The 14,904-nt window shown below is 42.6% G+C and carries 13 protein-coding genes; 6 read left to right on the forward strand and 7 right to left on the reverse strand.

Translation table 11 applies throughout. From position 1 onward, the window contains the following. Positions 1-237 precede the first annotated feature (237 nt). From uvrD to lptM, 6 genes are read right to left on the reverse strand one after another with little or no spacing between them, the layout of a single operon-like run. Positions 238-2,400, reverse strand: coding sequence for a DNA helicase II (uvrD, locus tag KDJ85_RS18300; RefSeq protein WP_225820865.1), 2,163 nt, complete (start codon positions 2,398-2,400; stop codon positions 238-240). Between the two features lie 59 nt (positions 2,401-2,459). Next, a complete protein-coding gene (gene yigB, locus KDJ85_RS18305; RefSeq protein ID WP_225820866.1) occupies positions 2,460-3,176 on the reverse strand; it encodes a 5-amino-6-(5-phospho-D-ribitylamino)uracil phosphatase YigB in 717 nt (238 codons plus the stop codon). After that, complete coding sequence (gene xerC / locus KDJ85_RS18310) at positions 3,176-4,105, reverse strand: tyrosine recombinase XerC (RefSeq protein WP_206083777.1); 930 nt, start codon at positions 4,103-4,105, stop codon at positions 3,176-3,178. Before xerC ends, yigB begins: the two co-directional genes overlap by 1 nt. Beyond that, positions 4,087-4,791 (reverse strand): DUF484 family protein, encoded by a 705-nt coding sequence (locus KDJ85_RS18315; protein WP_225820867.1) that lies wholly within the window; start codon positions 4,789-4,791, stop codon positions 4,087-4,089. The genes xerC and KDJ85_RS18315 overlap by 19 nt, the downstream gene beginning before the upstream one ends. Before the next feature lie 24 nt (positions 4,792-4,815). Further along, positions 4,816-5,640 (reverse strand): diaminopimelate epimerase, encoded by an 825-nt coding sequence (gene dapF, locus KDJ85_RS18320; RefSeq protein ID WP_206083105.1) that lies wholly within the window; start codon positions 5,638-5,640, stop codon positions 4,816-4,818. A gap of 21 nt (positions 5,641-5,661) precedes the next feature. Then, a complete protein-coding gene (gene lptM / locus KDJ85_RS18325; RefSeq protein ID WP_225820868.1) occupies positions 5,662-5,847 on the reverse strand; it encodes an LPS translocon maturation chaperone LptM in 186 nt (61 codons plus the stop codon). A gap of 225 nt (positions 5,848-6,072) precedes the next feature. Between lptM and cyaY the strand changes: the two genes are divergently transcribed. Continuing rightward, the gene (gene cyaY, locus KDJ85_RS18330) at positions 6,073-6,390 is read left to right on the forward strand and encodes an iron donor protein CyaY (protein ID WP_225820869.1); all 318 of its coding nucleotides are present in this window, start codon (positions 6,073-6,075) and stop codon (positions 6,388-6,390) included. Positions 6,391-6,428: 38 nt separating this feature from the next. Here the strand turns inward: cyaY and KDJ85_RS18335 are convergent, their stop codons facing one another. Then, entirely contained in the window at positions 6,429-9,005 is a 2,577-nt protein-coding gene (locus tag KDJ85_RS18335; RefSeq protein ID WP_225820870.1) for a class I adenylate cyclase, read from the reverse strand. Between the two features lie 594 nt (positions 9,006-9,599). Between KDJ85_RS18335 and hemC the strand changes: the two genes are divergently transcribed. From hemC to KDJ85_RS18360, 5 genes are all read left to right on the forward strand, one after another. Then, positions 9,600-10,544 (forward strand): hydroxymethylbilane synthase, encoded by a 945-nt coding sequence (gene hemC, locus KDJ85_RS18340; protein WP_225820871.1) that lies wholly within the window; start codon positions 9,600-9,602, stop codon positions 10,542-10,544. Further along, entirely contained in the window at positions 10,541-11,296 is a 756-nt protein-coding gene (locus KDJ85_RS18345) for a uroporphyrinogen-III synthase (protein WP_225820872.1), read from the forward strand. The genes hemC and KDJ85_RS18345 overlap by 4 nt, the downstream gene beginning before the upstream one ends. 3 nt (positions 11,297-11,299) lie before the next feature. After that, the gene (hemX, locus tag KDJ85_RS18350; RefSeq protein WP_225820873.1) at positions 11,300-12,556 is read left to right on the forward strand and encodes a uroporphyrinogen-III C-methyltransferase; all 1,257 of its coding nucleotides are present in this window, start codon (positions 11,300-11,302) and stop codon (positions 12,554-12,556) included. A 2-nt stretch (positions 12,557-12,558) separates the two neighbouring features. Next, positions 12,559-13,752: a protoheme IX biogenesis protein HemY gene (gene hemY, locus KDJ85_RS18355; protein ID WP_225820874.1), complete on the forward strand. Its 1,194-nt coding sequence runs from the start codon at positions 12,559-12,561 to the stop codon at positions 13,750-13,752. A 250-nt stretch (positions 13,753-14,002) separates the two neighbouring features. Beyond that, complete coding sequence (locus tag KDJ85_RS18360; RefSeq protein ID WP_206083089.1) at positions 14,003-14,230, forward strand: hypothetical protein; 228 nt, start codon at positions 14,003-14,005, stop codon at positions 14,228-14,230. Positions 14,231-14,904: the final 674 nt, after the last annotated feature.

Raw genomic sequence — 14,904 nt, forward strand, 5'->3', positions numbered from 1 at the left:
ACTTCGTCGGCAGCGTCAGATGTGTATAAGAGACAGGATGTGTATAAGAGACAGACATTATCTCATGTAGAGGTAATATACTAATATAGTATTAATATATTAAAGGAAAAGGTAAGCTTAATATAAATACTATAAAACTTTTTTATTATCTCAATTAACGTATTTATAATGTGGATTTATTGAAAGATACCAATACTACCAAATATATATGACAGTATTGATACCAATAAAATAGCCCTATAAGTTCTCTAGCCGCGCATATGATGCCACTAACCACTTAATACCTTGACCTTGAAACGCAATTTGTAAGCGACAGTGTTCCCCGCTTCCCTCAAGGTTAATAATCGTGCCCTCACCAAATTTTGGATGCATCACTCGCTGCCCTAACGCATAACCAGAATCATTTTGGCTAATAGGTGTACCAAGCCGCTGATGGCTCACAGGGCGGGAAACCGTTGCTCTTAAGCGCACTTCCTCAACACACTCAGTCGGTAGCTCGCCAATAAAACGAGACGGGCGATGGTAAACTTCCTTGCCATATAATCGACGGCTTTCCGCATAGGTAATTGTCAATTTCACCATAGCGCGGGTGATCCCCACATAAGCAAGGCGGCGCTCTTCTTCTAAGCGCCCACTTTCATCCATCGACATTTGGCTTGGGAACATACCCTCTTCCACCCCCACCATAAACACTACTGGAAACTCAAGCCCTTTTGCTGAATGCAGTGTCATCAATTGCACCGCATCTTGGTTAGCATCTGCTTGGCCTTCGCCCGACTCCAGTGCAGCATGAGATAAGAAAGCCTGTAATGGCATGAGATCTTGGTCTTCTTCTTGATAACTGAAGTCACGAGTCGCATTGACAAGCTCTTCCAAGTTTTCAATTCTAGCCTGTGCTTTTTCACCTTTTTCTTGTTCATACATTGCACGTAGGCCTGAGTCATTAATCACTCTATCTGCCTGAACATGCAATGGCATTTCTTGGGTTTCTTTCGCTAGCGCATCAATAAGCTCTAAAAAGCGCTCGATAGAAGCCGCTGCGCGACCACCAAGGACTTGCTCACGAAGTAAGTACTCACAACTTTCCCATAGTGTTAGCTTCTGATCCCGCGCAGTCTGTCGAACGGTATCCAGCGTACGCTCGCCAATCCCACGCGTAGGCGTATTCACAACACGCTCGAACGAAGCATCATCATTACGATTCGCAATCAACCTCAAATAGGAAAGCGCATCTTTAATTTCTTGGCGCTCGAAGAAGCGCTGGCCACCATAAATACGATATGGCATCGCACTTTGAATTAAGGCTTCTTCAAGTACACGAGATTGGGCATTGCTGCGGTATAACATAGCGCAATCTTGCAAAGCACCGCCATTTTCTTGCCATTGTTTAATACGCCCAACCACATAACGAGCTTCATCTAATTCATTAAATGCACAATAAAGAGAAATCGGTTCGCCGTCTCCGCCTTCAGTCCATAAATTTTTCCCTAAACGGTCGCTATTATTGGCAATTAACGTATTTGCGGCTTTTAGAATATTGTTGGTTGAACGGTAGTTTTGTTCAAGACGGATAGTTTCTGCACCTGGAAAATCATTGAGGAAGCGCTGAATATTTTCAACTTGCGCACCACGCCAGCCATAAATTGATTGGTCATCATCCCCAACGATCATGACTTTGCCCGTTTCACCCGCCAGCACACGGATCCACGCATATTGAATGCTATTTGTATCTTGGAATTCGTCCACTAAAATATTGGTGAAACGTTCACGATAATGTTGCAGTACATGGGGTTTATTCAGCCATAACTCGTGAGCACGTAGCAACAATTCAGCAAAATCCACCAGCCCTGCGCGGTCACACGCTTCTTGATAAGCCTGGTAGACTTTTAACCATGTTGCCTCAACAGGGTTACCATAACTTTCAATATGTTGCGGACGAAGGCCTTCATCTTTTTTGCCATTGATGTACCACATGCCTTGGCGAGGAGGCCATTGCTTTTCGTCAAGGTTCATCGCTTTAAGCAAGCGACGAATTAACCGGTACTGGTCATCGCTATCTAAAATTTGAAAATCTTGCGGTAAATTAGCATCCATATAATGTTGGCGTAATAAACGGTGCGCTAAACCATGGAATGTTCCAATCCACATACCGCCTTCACTGCTTCCAATCAATTGATTGATTCGATGACGCATTTCAGCCGCGGCTTTGTTGGTAAATGTCACCGCCATAATTGAAAATGGTGAAGCATTTTCAACAGACATCAACCATGCAATTCGGTGCACCAATACGCGCGTTTTCCCACTCCCTGCTCCCGCAAGAACAAGTAAATTGGTACGCGGGGCTGCAACCGCTTCGCGCTGTTTGTCGTTTAGACCTTCAAGCAGATAAGAGACGTCCATAGTTACCATCAAAGCAAAACAGTGGCAAACACCACTGTGTTTTTATACATGAAAAATGATTATACCAATGATAAGAGAGATTCCAACTGGGAAATTTCAACGTGCGGCAATAAACGAACGTCTTTTTCTTCCATCAGTGTTTTTTGACTTGGGTTTATCCAGCAAGCTTGCATGCCACTATTAATCGCCCCCTCAACATCTGTGAGTAAATTATCCCCCACATGTAAAATAAATTGTGGTTCGATATCTAAGCGCTGTGCCGCTAACCGGTACATATCACAAAAAGGCTTGGAACGCCCATCGGGACCCGCTTTTAAAACAAACTGAAAATACTCACCCAGACCACACGCTTCTGGCTGTGCATTGCCGTTAGTAATAGCAACAAGTGGGACTTTCTTCGCTAGCTGAAGCAATGTTCTGTGTGTTGATTCAGGGATATCTATTTGATTACGCCAATAGGTAAAGTGCGCCATAATATCATCCGCACCTTTTTCGGCATTTTCCCGCGAATAACCATAATGGCAAAACATCATTTTCGATGAAAGCCAGCGCCAACGTGAAATATCGTGGAAAATTTCAGGTTCTTGCTCTTCCACTAAACGACGAAAAGCATATAAATCATCGTTACTAAAATGATTGAATTGCGGGTCGTATTCACGTACAAAACGTAAAACTTCTTCTTCCGTTTTATCAATAACAGGGTGGTTATCGTAAAGCGTGTCATCCAAATCAAACGTAATCGCTTTAATTGGCGATAGCGGACGGTAAAAATGCATTAAGGTTTCTCCCTCTTTGCTCTCGGATGAGCCACATCATAAACGTTTGCTAAGTGCTGGAAGTCTAAGTGCGTATAGATTTGTGTTGTTGATAAATTCGCATGACCTAAAAGTTCCTGCACTCCACGTAAATTACCACTTGATTCAAGAATATGTGTTGCAAAAGAGTGGCGTAATTTGTGCGGGTTAATGTGGCTATTAACCCCTTGCTTGATGCCCCATTGCTCAAACCGTTTTTGAACATTTCGATTTGAAATTCGCTTGCCACTTTGGGTTGAAATAAATACAGCATCGTCTTCAGGTTCGTACAATTCACGCATTTCTAACCAGCGCTGTAACCAACTTACGGCCGTTTTTCCCAGTGGAATTTTGCGTTCTTTACTGCCCTTACCCATCACCCAGACTTCACCCGTTGTTAAATCAAGATGACGGAGATTTAACCCGACCAATTCCGACAAACGCAACCCTGCACCATACATCACTTCGAGCATGGTTCTGTCTCGAACAACCAGTGGGTCACCACTATCCATATTGAGAAGCTGGGAAACCTCATCCACATCCATGTTCTTCGGTAGGCGTTTTTTTGCCTTCGGCGCTTGAATCGCCTTTGCTGGGTTTGCTGGCAGCTCACCTTGATGAACCATCCAATCACAAAAACTTCTTAAGGCAGAAAGCCGTAGCGCCATGCTCGCTGCTTGAAGGCCAGCTTTTCGACTTTTTGCTGCAATGTTGCGAACTAACGTAGTATCGAGTTTCTGCCACTCATCAATTTTCAACGAAACCAACATTTCAACAATGACACTAAGCTGACGTCGATAGTTTGTTATCGTTACAGGGCTTAATCTACGCTCAACGCGCAGGTAACGTAAAAAGGCTTCAATTTGGATCATCAGCCCTTCTGGCTGAACACCTACAGGCGCTCTATCCATTGGCATAATAACCTCGGAAGAATTTGCGCGACTTTTTCTAACATAACGGTACCCATACCATGCTGATAATGTTCACGGTTACGACTAGTAAAAATGACCATTCCCGATTCACCATGCTGGCCAAATAGTGAAATCGCAACAGAGCGGACATTTAACGCATCAGGTAATAACAACTGAATTTCAGGGCCATTTAAGCGACCAAGGTAATTGCGTCGTTCACCAAACCGTTGAATTCTCACAGGTTCAAAAACGCGACGGGAAATGACTAATTGATGCGCATCGAGGGGGGCTGACAAGCGCCAGCTATCACTAAATAAACGAACCGAAGCACCTGATAAGCCGAGCTTTTTTGCCCAACGATTTAGCGCTTGTAGCATTTCTTGTAAACTTTTTGATGATGACATTTCAATCACCAGTAGTAATAACTCATCAAAAAGCTCCACATTTTCATGTGCTTGTTCAACCATAAAACGGATATCTTGCTCAAGCTGTTTAATTTTGATCCGTTGACGGCTCATCACTAACTCAGGCAAGGAAACCGCTCCGTTCACTACGTGGGGCACATTTATTTGCTCAACAAGCGTTGGATGGCGCAGAAAAAAATAAGGATTTTCCTTTAAATACTGCATCACACTATGTTCATCCATTTGATGAATTTGTTCGGATGCTTTTTCAGTTTTATCCATACTATCCTCTTAGCCCTTTCAAGATTAGACGTGGATCACTCCATCATAAACATGTGCCGCAGGGCCCGTCATATACAAAGGCGTTCCAGGTCCATCCCAAGAAATAGCAAGGGACCCCCCTGGTAAATCAACTCTGACTCGCTTAGCCAATAAACCTTGAGAAATCCCAACAGCAACGGCGGCACACGCACCACTACCACACGCTTGAGTTTCCCCTGCACCACGTTCATACACACGCAAACGGATATGTTCTGCGCTAACTATTTCCATAAAACCAATATTAGCACGCTCAGGAAAACGCTCATGACTTTCAAGTGCAGGTCCTAAAATTTCGACCTCAGCAGTATGGATGCTTTCCACTTGAATAACGCAATGCGGGTTACCCATGGAAACTACACCGCATAATACTGTACGTTCTTGAGCGCGGATAATATAGGTTTTTTCTTCTTTAACAGCGCGAAATGGGACTCTTTGCGGCTCGAAATCAGGCTCACCCATATTAACGCTAACATCATCATTTTCATTAATGGTTAATGTCATACGTCCAGATTGGGTGCTAACTTTAATTTTTTGCTTATTAGTTAAACCCTTAAGGCGAACAAAACGTGCAAAACAACGCGCCCCATTACCGCATTGTGAGACTTCACTACCATCGGCATTAAAAATACGATAATGGAAGTCGAGATCGGGATCATAAGGCGCTTCGACCAACAAAAGCTGATCAAAGCCAACTCCTGTATGCCTGTCGGCTAAGCGACAAATCATTTCTGGGGAGAAGTACACATTTTGGGTTACTCCATCAACCACCATAAAGTCATTGCCTAAGCCATGCATTTTAGAGAATTGCATTTCACGCTCCATAGCGACAACTTACTGCTGACTAGTGGCTTGGGCAGGCTCTTTTGCCGAGCTGCTTGGAGCGCTAGGTTGCACATCAGACGCTTGCGTAGGTGCAGCATTGTCTTCTGGTGGGAAATAAAGTGGGCCTTTTAAGCCACAGCCAGAAAGGGTAAATAAAACAACAAGTGCGCTCAGCCCAATTAAACTTTTTTTCATTCTTTTTCGCCTGTAATACTCACTTTTAACATCTGATATTTTTACACAATAGCAGGAGTGAACCCGCAAATCACGTCCGTTTATCAAGCATGTTGACATTATATACTTTAGGTTAAATTTAATCTGAAAATTTTAAGGGCTTCCCTCACTGCTCGTTCCCCCCTATAATTTCAATTAACAATAATAACTTCAATTAAATAATTGTGAGCAAACAGGAACTTAACCGTGAATGATAGTGAATTTCACCAGCTAGCGGAAACGCTGCTTAGCGCAATTGAAGAGCATTTAGATAATTATGACGGCGATGCCGATATTGATTGTGAGATTAATGGCGGCGTGATGACCTTGAGCTTCGAAGATGGCAGCAAGATCATTATTAATAAGCAGGAAGCCTTTCACCAGATGTGGTTAGCGACCAAACAAGGTGGGTATCACTATGATTACCAAGATGGCAATTGGGTTTGTGACCGTTCAGGTCATGAGTTTAAAGCAAAATTAGCCGAGGCTATCGCATTTCAAAGCCAAGAGCCATTTTCTTTCTAAGAAACGGTAACCGGTTAGTTATTAAGAACCAATCCACCTTAATAATAGTGCGCTTGTTGCTGCCCTAATAGCGTTGAGCGCATATCATGCCCAGTTTCATCACTGTCGTCTTCTGTACCAAACGGCCACGTCGCACCAGAGAACGCTACCACTTGGTTTTTACCTTCTTGATTAATAATTTGGTAAAATTGAGGTAGATTAAAATTAATGAAATTTGCACCATAGGTGAAACGGTCATGGGAAGAGGAGTAAAACTTACTCACATCACGCACTAAGTCTTCTTTTGACCCCTCGCAATGGGAATAGATTTCAACACGGTTTGCTTCATCTAAAACATAAATATTAAAGCCCGTATTGTCTGGTGTGTTTTCAAAGAAAAACTGCACAATACCTTCACTTGCATAACCATCAACGACTGCAGGTAAATGATTATCACTTTTTGCTTGCAGTTTTACTGGCCAACCATGCAATTTATTATGCGAAATCGCACCATAGAATTCGACTGCATTTTCAAGTTTTTGTACAGAAACGTTTAGGCGCTCAAAAAACAGCCCCCATGTTTGACCCGCAATACGCAACGCTTTGAAGCGTCCTGGATCATTGCGATTACTGGATAAACGCAACTCAATACACTCAGAAACTAACTGTTGTACACGAGTACGAATCAGACCACGCAAGTGCTCACTATAACAAAAAACTTCAACAGCTTCAGGCGGTGCCGCATCTTGGTGCATCTTACCTAAGATGGTTTTTAACGCTTCTAACATGCACTGCTCACCACTGAAATGCAGGGTTCTCACCTCATTCCATGAATTGCGGTACAACAAGTCAATACTGCCGATAAGGCATTGTTGTGTCTCACCAAAACTAAAAATATCAAGTTTTCTGAAATCCACGTGTACCACTTGTTCAGAATAAACCTGCGTTGGGTCTTTTTCTAAGTTAACGATAATGGCAAGGTGGCGAATTTCACATGGGCTATACAACGCTTTTGGTGTGGGTGCAGGCAAACGGATCGGGAAGTGGCTGGAAACGTCATGCATTAACTCAAGCAGTTTTCGCTCATCACACTGAGACTGCCCATTGTGCATATACACTTGCGTATTTTCAGTGAGTAACCCGTTGAAATACGCCCACGCCACCAACTTATTCAAGTAGCGGTTATATTCAAGAGGCTGATGACCAATAATCGCGTCAATATTTGGAGCTTGGTTATACAAATACCAACCACTGCGATTTGCGCGCCCTGCAGGTACGTAAATAAAAGTTAAGTGAGATTCACTTAAATCAGGTGAAATTTGTGGATTCACCAATGTTACTTTACCTGGTAAGGCTTCAAAAGCCGCATATAACTTACGTGTTAATACCCCAATATCCTGTGGGCTTGCACTAACACTTAAATTATTTCGACGAGCAAAACGAATAAGATTTCGATAGCTTTGCATCATCGTATCGAGTAACTCATTGTGCGCTTCACGAACCCGTTCAATCTTCCATTGATTACGCGAATCGAGTAATGCTAAACGTTCCGCACTCCATCCCCATGACTCAACGAGTTGAGATAACACATCACGGCGCCAACCAGAGCAGGCATTGCCATCATCTTCAGAGAGTTTTTCACAGACTTTGAGGTAAAAACAGCGGCGGATCAAATCAAGGCGGGTAGAATCATTGATTTCAGTGAGATAACGCGTAACACGGTCTAACATCAAACAGTATGAATCTAAACCGTAGCTAACAATTTCACCTGCATGTAAATGGCGTTTAAATTCCATTGCCAGCAATTTACCATGCGGATAGTCCCAAGAATAAGACTCAAGCAAAATGCTTTTCAGGACAGCTTTATATGGGGAATCGACACTTTTATATAGCTGCCACAAGCTGGCACCAAAGTATTCGGCAGCGGATAGCTCGCCTAATCCCCCTAAATCTAACCACTCGTTGGGCGTCAACACACCTTGTGCATATAACCCAATAACGTATTCATCGTAATGTTGCTCTTCTTCGACAGGCACCATCGTCCATAGCAAACGTTTTCCCGCCATGCGCACTGCTGTGCGATAAAATTCATCTAATAACAGGATATGTTGCGTTGAACCACAGTTTTCCCCACCAATATGCCCACTTGCATGGTGACGAAAACGGTTTTCATCAATTAAAAAGATAGTGACATCAATGCCTAAAGAAGCCGCCCACTGCTCAATTAACGTACATTTTTTTTGCAAAAAACGTTTTTCTTCGTGATCGAGCCATGATGGATGACAAACCCACACATCAATATCAGAACAGTGGCTCTGCCCAACAGAAGATGTGCTGCCCATCGAATAAATTCCAGTGATCGGTAATTCACCATTTGCACTTGAATCAATAGGTAAGAAGCGTTCAAATTGCCCTAACCATTTCATTTGTTCTGTATCTGGGGAGAAAAAACACACACCATGGGGCACACTACCTTCGATAAAACCAGGCATCATTGGATGATGATAATGAAACAAGACTGGCAGCAAACTATAAACCTGAGAAAAAGTCTCGCTCATAGACGCCGTCGCGCGCTCTAACCGTAATTGGTTTATCGCATCAAGTCTTTGCTTTAAGGTTTCAATATAGAGATACAAAGGTTACGCCTGACTGTAATGAATGTAATACAAATCTGGAAATTTCCCAGCACCCAACAGATAGAGATAGATTTAAAAAAGTTTTCAAATGAATTGTCGGAAACGTGATCAATTTAACACCTTGGAGCAAAAGGGTAAAGTAGATCACATAATTTTATACGCTTATTTTTGATACAAAATGCTTTTCAACATATTGTATAAAAAGACTTTTTATTTTTTAACTCGCTAGAATATCCCTTGTTTTTCAATGGAATAATATCACTCACGTGAATTGTTTAATAAAGCAACAATTCAAAACGATATTAAGTACAATACGCACAGAGCCTGTGCTTGCACGCTTCAACACAAATTTATATAACTTTTCCTCCTGCCAACGCAATAAATAGCACGATAAGCTAAAGAAATGATCGAATAACTATCTTAAGTCATCATCTTTTGAACCACTTTCCTGCATCATGATTACAAATCTAAATCTGTTACAAATAATCTGAATGGCGATTTTGTGCCCAACTGGAAAAAAAATCCTTAACATGTTAAAACTAATGCCAATTGTATGGTTAATACACGGCAATTTTCGCCAGAGAAAACAGCAAAATGACATCAACAAATATCGTGCGTATTGCTACGCGTAAAAGCCCTCTCGCCTTATGGCAAGCGCACTTTGTCAAAGACAAATTAGAGCAGCTTCACCCAGGCTTACAGGTTGAACTTGTCCCAATGGTCACCAAGGGTGACATCATTCTTGATACCCCGCTGGCAAAAGTCGGTGGGAAAGGGTTATTTGTTAAAGAACTAGAGCTTGCCCTATTAGAAGGACGTGCTGATATTGCCGTTCATTCAATGAAAGACGTGCCCGTTGAATTTCCTGAAGGGCTTGGTTTAGTCACTATTTGTGAACGCGAAGACCCTCGCGATGCTTTTGTGTCTAACCAATATGACAATATTGACGCTTTGCCGAAAGGCAGTATCGTTGGCACATCAAGCTTACGCCGCCAATGCCAGCTCAGAGAGCTTCGCCCTGATTTAACCATTCGTGATTTACGCGGTAATGTGGGCACGCGGTTGTCAAAACTTGATAACGGTGAATACGATGCCATTATCCTCGCCGTTGCTGGTTTGAAACGCTTAGGGCTTGAAGAGCGTATTCGTACTGCGCTCGAACCTGAACAATGTTTGCCAGCGGTTGGGCAAGGTGCTGTTGGCATTGAATGTCGCTTAGATGATGTGCTAACCCGTGAATTACTTGCGGTACTCAACGATGATGATACTTCTATTTGTGTACTTGCAGAGCGTGCGATGAATATGCGATTAGAAGGTGGATGCCAAGTGCCTATCGGTAGCTATGCAATTTGGCAGGATGATAAGATTTGGTTACGTGCCCTTGTCGGTGCGCCAGATGGTAGTGTCATTATTCGCGGTGAACGCCTTATCGCGCCACAAGAAGCTAGCCAAGCAGGTATTTCATTAGCTGAAGAGCTGTTAGCACAAGGCGCGAGAGAAATTTTGGCTGAAGTCTATAAAGGAAATCCACCTGCATGAGAGTCCTTGTCACACGCCCTGAGCCCGCTGGTTCAGAGCTGATAACGGCAATTACCTCAATAGGCGGGCAAGCTTATGCGGCTCCTTTAATTTGTATTGGGCCAGGAGCTGAACTCAATACCTTAACGACCCAGCTAGATGCCTTAGAAACGAACGACCTGGTCTTTCTTTTGTCCAAAAATGCAGTCGAGTACGCAAATTTAACACTTGAACAAATAGGACGTAGCTGGTCTGATAAGTTATCTTACTATGGAATAGGTCGTTCTACTGGGCAGTATTTTCAGCACACGACTGGGCAAATAGCGCGTTGGGCTGAACATGGGGAAACCAGCGAAGTACTTCTAACGCTTCCTGAACTCCAATTTTTAGAGGGTAAACGCGCCCTTTTATTGCGGGGAAATGGTGGGCGAGAGCTTCTCGCATCCACATTACGCTCACGTGGTGCCCTCGTTGATTATTGCGAGTGTTACACAAGGTTGCCAGTGCATTACGACAAAACACAATTCAATCAGAAATGGGTGCAAACCGATATTACTGATGTCGTGATCACCAGCGGGCAAATGTTAGCCTTACTTGAAGAATTAATCACCGATGAATATCGGGTATGGTGGTTTTCCCGCCGCCTGCTTGTTGTCAGTGAACGGATTGCAGATCTCGCCCGCCAAAGTGGATGGCAGAAGGTCTGTGTAGCGAATAGCGCAGATAATAATGCTTTAATTGAAGCATTAATCTCAACCGATATGGGATGCTAATTTATGACGGAACACGATAAAACAACCGAGACGGTGACGCCAGTAACAGATGAAAAATCAACAGTTCATCGCGGAACTAAGCCTTCTTCGGAACAAAAACGTTCTGGTCTCGTAGGCGGGATTATTGCGATTGCGGTTATCATCGCCATTGGTGGTGGTCTCTATTATTTCACTCAGCAAAGCAATGCAAAATTAGTCAATGAAAACAATGAACTAAAACAGCAGCTAAGTGATTTAATTGACCAGCAAAACTCAGATAGGCAACGTGTGGATGCCTTGATTGCCGCAAATAAAGATATCAAAAATCATGCAGTTGAATACGAAGACAGGCTAAATCGCCGTATGCAGGAGCTGCAAGCCCATGTTACGGCGCTTTCGAGTACAGATGTCAAAAGCTGGTTAATCGCCCAAGCGGATTTCATGGTAAAAATGGCTGGCCGTAAATTGTGGAATGATCATGACCCTGTTACTGCAGCTGTTTTACTAAAAAGCGCGGACTCCAGCTTAGCGGAAATGAACGACCCAAGCCTGCTTGATATTCGTAAATCCATCAATAATGACATGGCAAAACTGGCTGCGATTAACCAAATTGACTATGACGGCATTATCTTAAAATTAAACCAGCTCAGTAATGAAGTTGATAACTTACGTCTCGCAGATTTAAACAGCGGTGATGCAACAGACGATAATAACAGTGATGTGAGTGATGATATTTCCGATTGGAAACAAAACTTGTCGCGTAGTTGGAAAAGCTTTACCAGTGACTTTATTACGGTCCGAGCACGTGACGGTTCAGAAGCACCATTATTAGCGCCAAACCAAGATATTTATTTACGTGAAAATATCCGTTCTCAGCTTTTAATTGCCGCTCAAGCGGTTCCTCGTTACCAAGAAGAAACGTACAAGCAGTCATTAGAACAAGCTTCTACATGGGTAAGGGCTTACTTTGATACTGAGGCTCCAGCGACGAAAGCGTTTTTATCCACCATTGATGAGCTCATCAATCAACCTATTGATGTTGACATGCCAGAGGCACTCGAAAGCCAAGAAAAGCTGGAAAAACTGATGCAAACACGCGTTCGCAGCTTGCTTTCACAGTCTGAAACGAGCCCATCTACTGATGGCGCAGTTGATGCAGCTGCTGAAGCGGTAAAAGAAACCACAAAAGCCGCGGAAGATGCTGTACCTGCTACGGATGCACAAACGTCGGATACAGAGCACCCTTTTGAATCCGCAGAGCCTGCGGGCAATAGGGGGTAATGATGATTAAAGTATTAATCCTCTTTCTGGTCCTGATTGCAGGTGTGATCTTAGGCCCTCTCTTGGCGGGTCACCAAGGGTATGTCTTTATTCGTACAGATAATTATGACATCACTACCAGCGTCACGAGTTTAGTTTTAGGCTTCATCTTGCTGCAATTTGTACTGCTATTCCTTGGCTGGTGTTATCGCCGTTTTATGAGCACCACTTCACGCACGAAAGGATGGGTAAGCGGTCGTAAATACCATAAAGCCCACACTCAAACTCAAAAAGCATTGCTGAAATTAGCTGAAGGTGATTTTGAGCAAGTTGAAAAGCTGATGAGTAAGCACGCTAATTTCTCTCAGCAGCCAGTGATTAACTATTTGATGGCCGCTGAAGCTGCGCAGCAACGTGGTGATGAGTTCCGCACTCACCAGTATTTAGACCGCGCGGCTGAAGCTGCTGGTAGTGACCAACTCCCTGTCGATATTTGCCGTGTGCGTATTCAGCTTGCTGAAGGTGAAGTCCACGCTGCCCGTAATGGTATCGATAAACTGATTGATAAAGCCCCAAGGCATCCCGAAGTTCTACGCCTTGCCGAACAAGCTTACTTACGTTCAGGCGCTTACCAAGCATTGATCGAATTACTTCCCGTGATGGCAAAAGTTCAGTTTCATAATGAAGACGAGCTTGATGCATTAAAACTAAAAGCTTACAAAGGGTTAATGAACCAATGTATGGCTGAAGGTGGAAGTGATGGCCTTAAAAATTGGTGGAAATCACAACCTCGCCGTGTCCGCCACGAAACCGCACTTCAAGCCTTCTTGGCTGAACACTTGATTGAGTGTGGTGATACCAAAAGCGCAGAGAAAATGATTATTGATGGCTTAAAGCAACAATATGATGAGCGCTTACTCTTGTTAATACCAAAAGTTAACAGCGATCACCCTGAAGCTATTGAGAAAACGTTACTGCATCTGCAAAAGCAAAATGGTGCTACACCTTTATTAAACAGCACATTAGGTGTTTTATCATTACATAATGCCCAATGGGAAAAAGCAGAATCCTACTTCAAAGCAGCTTTAGCACAACGCTTTGATGTTCAAGATGCTTCATGGCTCGCCGATACCTACGATAAGCTACATAAACCAAACGAAGCCGCTAAGATCCGCCAAGAGGCCCTAACGCATTCCTTGAAACAAGAACGCACTTAGTTATTCCTCAAAATAAAAACGCCACTTCAGTGTGTGGCGTTTTTATTTCGCCCCGCTTTATGACTCCATTAATATCTAAAAAAGACAAAGAAAGTATTATCGTCGGTATACCGCGTGAAGAAATGCATATCACTAAAAAAACACAATCAATTCATTGCAAACAAAACAAGCTCAGCTATGTCATAAAACAAATACATAGTGTATAAAACACTATATGCATTTTTGCCTTGAATGAATTTAGGAAATATATATGAATGTAGTTAAAGCTATTTGGCGCTGGATTATTGCGACACCAAACCGTTTGCAAATCTTTTTTGACCTACTTCTGTTAGTTTTATCACCTTTTGTTTTTATTATGATCATTGGTTTTAATACTGAAGATCTCAGTAAAGATATTTTCATCATTACGTTTATTATTCTTTGTTATACCTACATCACTCGCTGGCTCAGCAAATGGTTTAGCAAAGGTAAAAACTAGTCTTCCTATTTGATTTCAGCCTCTTATTCCTATAAATAAGGGGCCTGCTATAAAAAATGCAAAAAAAAACACCTGCACTAGGCAGGTGTAAAATACAATCAGGTCTACAGACGGATGGTGCCTCACTCAACGTTTCGCCCGTTCGTTGATGGTAAGAGGATGAGCTCTTGATCATCTAAGTTGGACAATAGGCACCGATAATCGGCTTTGCGTCATCTCTGGGTTTATGAAGCATTGCTATCATAAGAAGTGAGATGAGCATCTACATATTTAATAATGCAGGATGCGTGCCAACTTTTTCTATCATCCTATTTTTTCCCTGCCATTCCTAACATTTCTGTATATCTTAGTTTTACTGAGTATTTTGAACCCAGAAAATTTGCACGAGCCCTTCACTTCACTTTTTTAATCTTTAGCATGAATGAAAGCGTATTTCTTTGTCTCAATATAGAGACACCTTAATCCACTTATAAATTTAGTCTTATAAATCAACAGGTAAAATGTCTCTTTTTGGCGACATGGAAGTATAGGTTTGTATAAAAATTACGACACTTATTTTTTCATATAAAAAACAATGCGTTAAAAATTATGGTGTGATATAGCGAATCAATGACGAATATGCGCTCAAAAGGAACAGAAAAGAAGGGGTTTAAAAGATGGCGAGTAAACTCGTC

The sequence above is a fragment of the Providencia vermicola genome (assembly GCF_020381325.1).
Taxonomy (GTDB): Bacteria; Pseudomonadota; Gammaproteobacteria; order Enterobacterales; family Enterobacteriaceae; genus Providencia; species Providencia vermicola.

Bases quoted from the DNA above. Each gene is read 5' to 3' on its own strand.
- uvrD (WP_225820865.1), bottom strand. From the start codon at position 2,400: ATGGACGTCTCTTATCTGCTTGAAGGTCTAAACGACAAACAGCGCGAA.
- dapF (WP_206083105.1), bottom strand. From the start codon at position 5,640: ATGCAATTCTCTAAAATGCATGGCTTAGGCAATGACTTTATGGTGGTT.
- lptM (WP_225820868.1), bottom strand. From the start codon at position 5,847: ATGAAAAAAAGTTTAATTGGGCTGAGCGCACTTGTTGTTTTATTTACC.
- KDJ85_RS18345 (WP_225820872.1), top strand. From the start codon at position 10,541: ATGAGAGTCCTTGTCACACGCCCTGAGCCCGCTGGTTCAGAGCTGATA.
- hemC (WP_225820871.1), top strand. From the start codon at position 9,600: ATGACATCAACAAATATCGTGCGTATTGCTACGCGTAAAAGCCCTCTC.
- yigB (WP_225820866.1), bottom strand. From the start codon at position 3,176: ATGCATTTTTACCGTCCGCTATCGCCAATTAAAGCGATTACGTTTGAT.
- KDJ85_RS18315 (WP_225820867.1), bottom strand. From the start codon at position 4,791: ATGGATAAAACTGAAAAAGCATCCGAACAAATTCATCAAATGGATGAA.
- xerC (WP_206083777.1), bottom strand. From the start codon at position 4,105: ATGGATAGAGCGCCTGTAGGTGTTCAGCCAGAAGGGCTGATGATCCAA.
- hemX (WP_225820873.1), top strand. From the start codon at position 11,300: ATGACGGAACACGATAAAACAACCGAGACGGTGACGCCAGTAACAGAT.
- KDJ85_RS18360 (WP_206083089.1), top strand. From the start codon at position 14,003: ATGAATGTAGTTAAAGCTATTTGGCGCTGGATTATTGCGACACCAAAC.
- hemY (WP_225820874.1), top strand. From the start codon at position 12,559: ATGATTAAAGTATTAATCCTCTTTCTGGTCCTGATTGCAGGTGTGATC.